The organism is Pseudomonas sp. HMWF006 (assembly GCF_003061205.1).
Taxonomy (GTDB): Bacteria; Pseudomonadota; Gammaproteobacteria; order Pseudomonadales; family Pseudomonadaceae; genus Aquipseudomonas; species Aquipseudomonas monsensis.
Genome location: NZ_QAIU01000539.1, coordinates 9,710 through 14,479 on the forward strand (window position 1 = coordinate 9,710; position 4,770 = coordinate 14,479).

A 4,770-nucleotide genomic window follows, 5' to 3' on the forward strand; every position below is an offset into this window, starting at 1 on the left:
CGGCGGAAAAGCTCCCGCTCTCCAGTACATCGAGAAACAGTCCGAGCTGCTCGGTCAATTGGTTGGGGTTCATGAAAAAGCTACGCCTGTGCGAAATCTGCATAGCCATTGTGCGTCGCTGTGCGTTTCCCCGCCAGCCGTGACTGCGTAGGATGATTCGCCTGACGTAAGAGGAATTCGCCTGTGATGGAGTTTTTGTTGTACCTGTTGTTCGGTGCCGCCCTCGGTACGCTCGGTGGCATCTTCGGCATTGGTGGCGGCTTGATCGCGATCCCGCTGCTGGGCGTGTGGTTCGGCCTTGATCAGCAGATCGCTCAGGGCACCGCATTGGTCATGGTGGTGCCGAATGTGATGCTGGCGTTGTGGCGCTATCACCAGCGCAATCGCATCGAACTGCGTCATGCGATGCCGTTGGCGGTCATGGGCTTTTGCTTTGCCTGGCTCGGCTCGATCTGGGCGGTGGGTATCGACGCGCAAACCATGCGCATCGGTTTTGTCGCATTTCTTGTGGTGCTGTCGGCCTATAACTTGCTGAAAATGTTCGGCAAGCGTCCGGCGGCGACGTCCGAAATGCGTTATTCCTGGCCTTGGCTCGGCGTACTGGGAGCGGCCTCCGGGACCATGGGCGGTTTGTTCGGTGTCGGCGGGGCAGTGGTGGCGACGCCCGTGTTGACCAGCCTGTTCGGCACCACTCAGGTGGTTGCTCAGGGTTTGTCGCTGGCCCTGGCATTGCCGAGTACCGGGGTCACGCTGGTGACGTACGCGGTGCATCATGAAGTGGACTGGATGATCGGCTTGCCGCTGGCCATCGGGGGGCTGGCCAGCATCAGTTGGGGGGTGAAGGTCGCCCACGCGATGCCGGAAAAGCTCTTGCGCGGGCTGTTTTGCGGTTTTCTTGTGCTGTGTGCGGTGATGCTCGCGTTTAAAGTTTGAAGCCTTCGACGATGTGCTCGGCCAGGCATTCGGTGATCGGCGACGGATTGTTCAGGTTGCGGATCAGCATGATGCTTGCCTCGGGTAACAGTGGCAGATCTTCGTTGGCGCCGAGAATGCGCATGTCCGGAGTGATCAGGCTTTCCAGCTGCGCGGTGATCGCCAGGCCGGCGCTCACCACCGCCATCAGCGCCGACAGGCTGGTGCTGTTATAGGCGATGCGGTATTCGCGGCCCATCGCGTCCAGTGCGTTGCAGGCCCACAAACGGCAAAAACAGTCACTGTTGAACATCGCCAGCGGCAGCGGCGTCTGTTCGTGAGCACTGAAGTTCTGTGCCTCGGCCCAGACAAAACGCTCCTTGCGCAACAACTGGCCGATCTCGTTGCCCGGCTCGCGAGTCACGATCGACAAGTCGAGATCGGTGCGCTGCAGCAGCTGTCGGGTCGATTCGCAATGCACTTCGATCTGGATCAGCGGATAGAACTGCGCAAACCGCGAGAGGATCCCCGGCAGAAAACGCATCACGTAATCATCCGGCGTACCGATGCGCACGGTGCCGACCATGTGCGGCTCGCGCAATGTGTTGAACACTTCGCTGTGCAACTTGAGGATGCGCCGCGCATACCCGAGCAAGACCTGGCCCTCGGCAGTCAGGCGCACCTGGCGACCATCACGCTCGAACAACTGGCGCTGCAACACGTCCTCTTCCAGACGCTTCATCTGCATGCTCACCGCCGACTGTGTGCGGTTGACCATTTCGCCGGCGCGGGTGAAACCGCCCTGATCGGCAATCGCGACAAAGGTGCGCAGAACATCGGTATCAATACTGGGGTAGGCCGACAATTGATGAATCTCCGTGATGCATGCCATCAGAAACATTCGTTGGATTGATCTTAGCGTCGGCGCGAGACTTGAGCCATCCACAAGGAGGGCAACGCGATGAAAGGTCAAAGAGAGTATGTAGACGAAACAAAGTTTTCCGGCCACGGCCATATCGTTTCCGACCTGCTGCACAAGTTTAGCCGCTGGTACGAACTTCACCGCGAACGCGAGTTGCTCGCCAGTCTGAGTGATGAAGCGTTGAAAGACATCGGCGTCAGTCGGGCCGACGTCGAGCACGAAGCGGTGCGGCCGTTCTGGGACGATCCGATGCATAAATGATCAGGCACTTACTACACAAACCCCTTTCCGGTGAGGTAGGTTGCGAGCAGACAAGGAGATGTTCATGCCCGCGACGCTGTCCTTTTCCCTCAAACAGGCGCGACGACTGGCGCTGGCTGCCCAAGGGTTCAACGGGCGCCAGCCGTCGACCGTCAAGGCGCCACACCTCAATCGTCTGATCGAACGGCTGGGTCTGCTGCAGATTGACTCTGTCAACGCCGTGGTGCGCTCGCACTACCTGCCTTTGTTTTCCCGCCTCGGTTGCTATTCCTCTGATCTGCTCGACCAGGCTGCCTGGAGTTCGGGTAGACGTCGCACGCTGTTCGAATACTGGGGCCATGAAGCGTCGTTGCTGCCGCTGGCGATGTATCCGCTGATGGGCTGGCGGATGCAGCGCGCCAAACGTGGTGAGGACATCTATCAGCAACTGGCAACGTTCGGACGTGAACAACAGGAGACGATTCGCCGGGTCCTGGCCTCGGTCGAGGAGCGGGGCGCATTGGGCGCCGGCAGTTTGTCGACCCGCGAAGACAAGGCCGGGCCCTGGTGGGACTGGAGTGCGGAAAAGCATGCACTGGAATGGTTGTTCGCCGCCGGCGAGGTCACCGTGGCCGGCCGCCGGGGTTTTGAGCGTTTGTATGATCTGCCGGAGCGGGTCATCCCGTTGTCGATTCTGCAGCAGCCACTGCCGGATGAAGCCGAAGCGCAGCGCGGTTTGCTGCTGCACGCGGCCCAGGCATTGGGCGTGGGGACGGAAAAGGATCTGCGCGATTATTTCCGCTTGACCCCGGGGGACGCCCGGCCGCGTCTGGCGGAACTGGTCGAGGACGGGCAGTTGCAGACCTGCGAAGTCGCCGGTTGGCGACAGATCGCCTATTGCCTGCCGGAGCCGCAAGTGCCGCGCAAAGTCGTCGCCAGTGCGCTGTTGTCGCCGTTCGATTCATTGATCTGGGAGCGCAGTCGCACCGAGCGGTTGTTCGATTTCCGCTATCGCCTGGAGATCTACACACCGCAGCACAAACGGGTCTACGGCTATTACGTGCTGCCCTTTTTGCACAACGAGCGCATTGCCGCGCGGGTCGATCTGCGCGCCGAGCGGGCGGCGGGACGCTTGGCGGTGCATGCGCTGCACGAGGAGGCGCCGGGGCTGGAGGATGAGGGGGTGCTGGCGCTGGCTTTGAATTTGCGGCGCATGGCGGATTGGTTGGGGCTGGAGCGGGTGCAGCTCAATTGTCAGCGCCAGAGTGCAGGGCGGTTGCGGGTGGCATTGGCGCAGATCGGCGGTGACTGAACTGGCCTCTTCGCGAGCAAGCTCGCTCCCACAGTGGATTTGTGAACGACACAGATCCACTGTGGGAGCGAGCTTGCTCGCGAATGCGGCCTCTCAGGCGCGAGATACCTGACTGATTCAGCGCCGGACTTGTTTCAACGTTTCGGCAATCAAAAACGCCAGTTCCAGCGACTGATCGGCATTCATCCGTGGATCGCAGTGGGTGTGATAACGGTCCGACAACCCATCTTCAGTGATCGGCCGCGCACCACCGATGCACTCGGTCACATTCTGCCCGGTCATCTCGATGTGAATCCCGCCGGCATAACTGCCTTCGGCTTCGTGCACCTGGAAGAACTGCTTCACTTCGCCAAGGATCTGCGCGAAGTCGCGGGTCTTGTAGCCGCTGCTCGCCTTGATCGTGTTGCCGTGCATCGGGTCGGAACTCCACAGCACCTGCTTGCCCTCACGCTGTACGGCGCGAATCAGCGCCGGCAGGTGATCGCCGACCTTGTTCGCGCCCATGCGAGCGATCAGGTTCAGGCGGCCCGGGTCGTTGTCCGGGTTGAGCACGTCGATCAGGCGGATCAGGTCGTCCGGGTTCATGCTCGGGCCGACTTTCACTCCGATCGGGTTGTGCACCCCGCGCAGGAATTCGACATGGGCGCCGTCGAGCTGACGGGTGCGGTCGCCGATCCACAGCATGTGCGCCGAGCAATCGTAGTAATCGTTGGTCAGGCTGTCGCGACGCACGAAGGCTTCTTCGTAGTTCAGCAGCAGCGCCTCATGGGCAGTGAAAAAACTGGTTTCGCGCAGTTGGGGCGAGCTGTCCATGCCGCAGGCACGCATGAACGCCAGGGTTTCATCAATGCGATCGGCAAGGTGGCTGTACTTTTCGGCGAGTGCCGAGTTGGCGATGAAGTCCAGGTTCCACTTGTGCACCTGATGCAGGTCGGCAAACCCACCCTGGGCGAAGGCGCGCAACAGGTTCAGGGTGGCGGTGGACTGGTGATAGGACTGCAGCAGGCGCTCCGGATCCGGCACGCGGCTCTTTTCGTCGAAGCCGATGCCGTTGACGATGTCGCCGCGGTAGGCCGGCAGGGTCACGCCGTCGAGGGTTTCATCGTTGGCCGAGCGCGGCTTGGCGAACTGACCGGCCATGCGCCCGACCTTGACCACCGGGCAACCGGCGGCGAAGGTCATGACGATCGCCATTTGCAACAACACTTTAAAAGTGTCGCGAATCTTCGCCGCAGAGAACTCGGCAAAGCTTTCCGCGCAATCGCCGCCCTGCAGCAGGAACGCCCGGCCCTGGGTTACTTCGGCAAACTGCCGGCGCAGCTCGCGCGCTTCGCCGGCAAACACCAGCGGCGGGTAGCTGGCCAGAGTCTGCTCGACCTGACGC

Annotated in this window: 5 protein-coding genes; 3 read left to right on the forward strand and 2 right to left on the reverse strand. The window is 61.3% G+C overall.

Going from position 1 to position 4,770, the window contains the following annotated elements; translation table 11 throughout:
• Positions 1-183: 183 nt before the first annotated feature.
• Positions 184-933 (forward strand): sulfite exporter TauE/SafE family protein, encoded by a 750-nt coding sequence (locus DBR24_RS24290; RefSeq protein WP_177490676.1) that lies wholly within the window; start codon positions 184-186, stop codon positions 931-933.
• On the opposite strand, the gene DBR24_RS24295 is transcribed toward DBR24_RS24290, so the two are convergent.
• Positions 923-1,777, reverse strand: coding sequence for a LysR substrate-binding domain-containing protein (locus DBR24_RS24295; protein ID WP_177490677.1), 855 nt, complete (start codon positions 1,775-1,777; stop codon positions 923-925). The genes DBR24_RS24290 and DBR24_RS24295 overlap by 11 nt on opposite strands.
• A gap of 96 nt (positions 1,778-1,873) precedes the next feature.
• On the opposite strand from DBR24_RS24295, the gene DBR24_RS24300 reads away from it, so the two are divergent.
• A complete protein-coding gene (locus DBR24_RS24300; protein WP_123466535.1) occupies positions 1,874-2,095 on the forward strand; it encodes a DUF1127 domain-containing protein in 222 nt (73 codons plus the stop codon).
• A gap of 64 nt (positions 2,096-2,159) precedes the next feature.
• The gene (locus tag DBR24_RS24305) at positions 2,160-3,386 is read left to right on the forward strand and encodes a winged helix-turn-helix domain-containing protein (RefSeq protein WP_128616003.1); all 1,227 of its coding nucleotides are present in this window, start codon (positions 2,160-2,162) and stop codon (positions 3,384-3,386) included.
• A gap of 117 nt (positions 3,387-3,503) precedes the next feature.
• On the opposite strand, the gene DBR24_RS24310 is transcribed toward DBR24_RS24305, so the two are convergent.
• Positions 3,504-4,770 (reverse strand): class II 3-deoxy-7-phosphoheptulonate synthase (locus DBR24_RS24310; protein WP_128616004.1); only part of this gene is annotated, 1,267 nt, incomplete at its 5' end.

Bases quoted from the DNA above. Each gene is read 5' to 3' on its own strand.
- DBR24_RS24300 (WP_123466535.1), top strand. From the start codon at position 1,874: ATGAAAGGTCAAAGAGAGTATGTAGACGAAACAAAGTTTTCCGGCCAC.
- DBR24_RS24305 (WP_128616003.1), top strand. From the start codon at position 2,160: ATGCCCGCGACGCTGTCCTTTTCCCTCAAACAGGCGCGACGACTGGCG.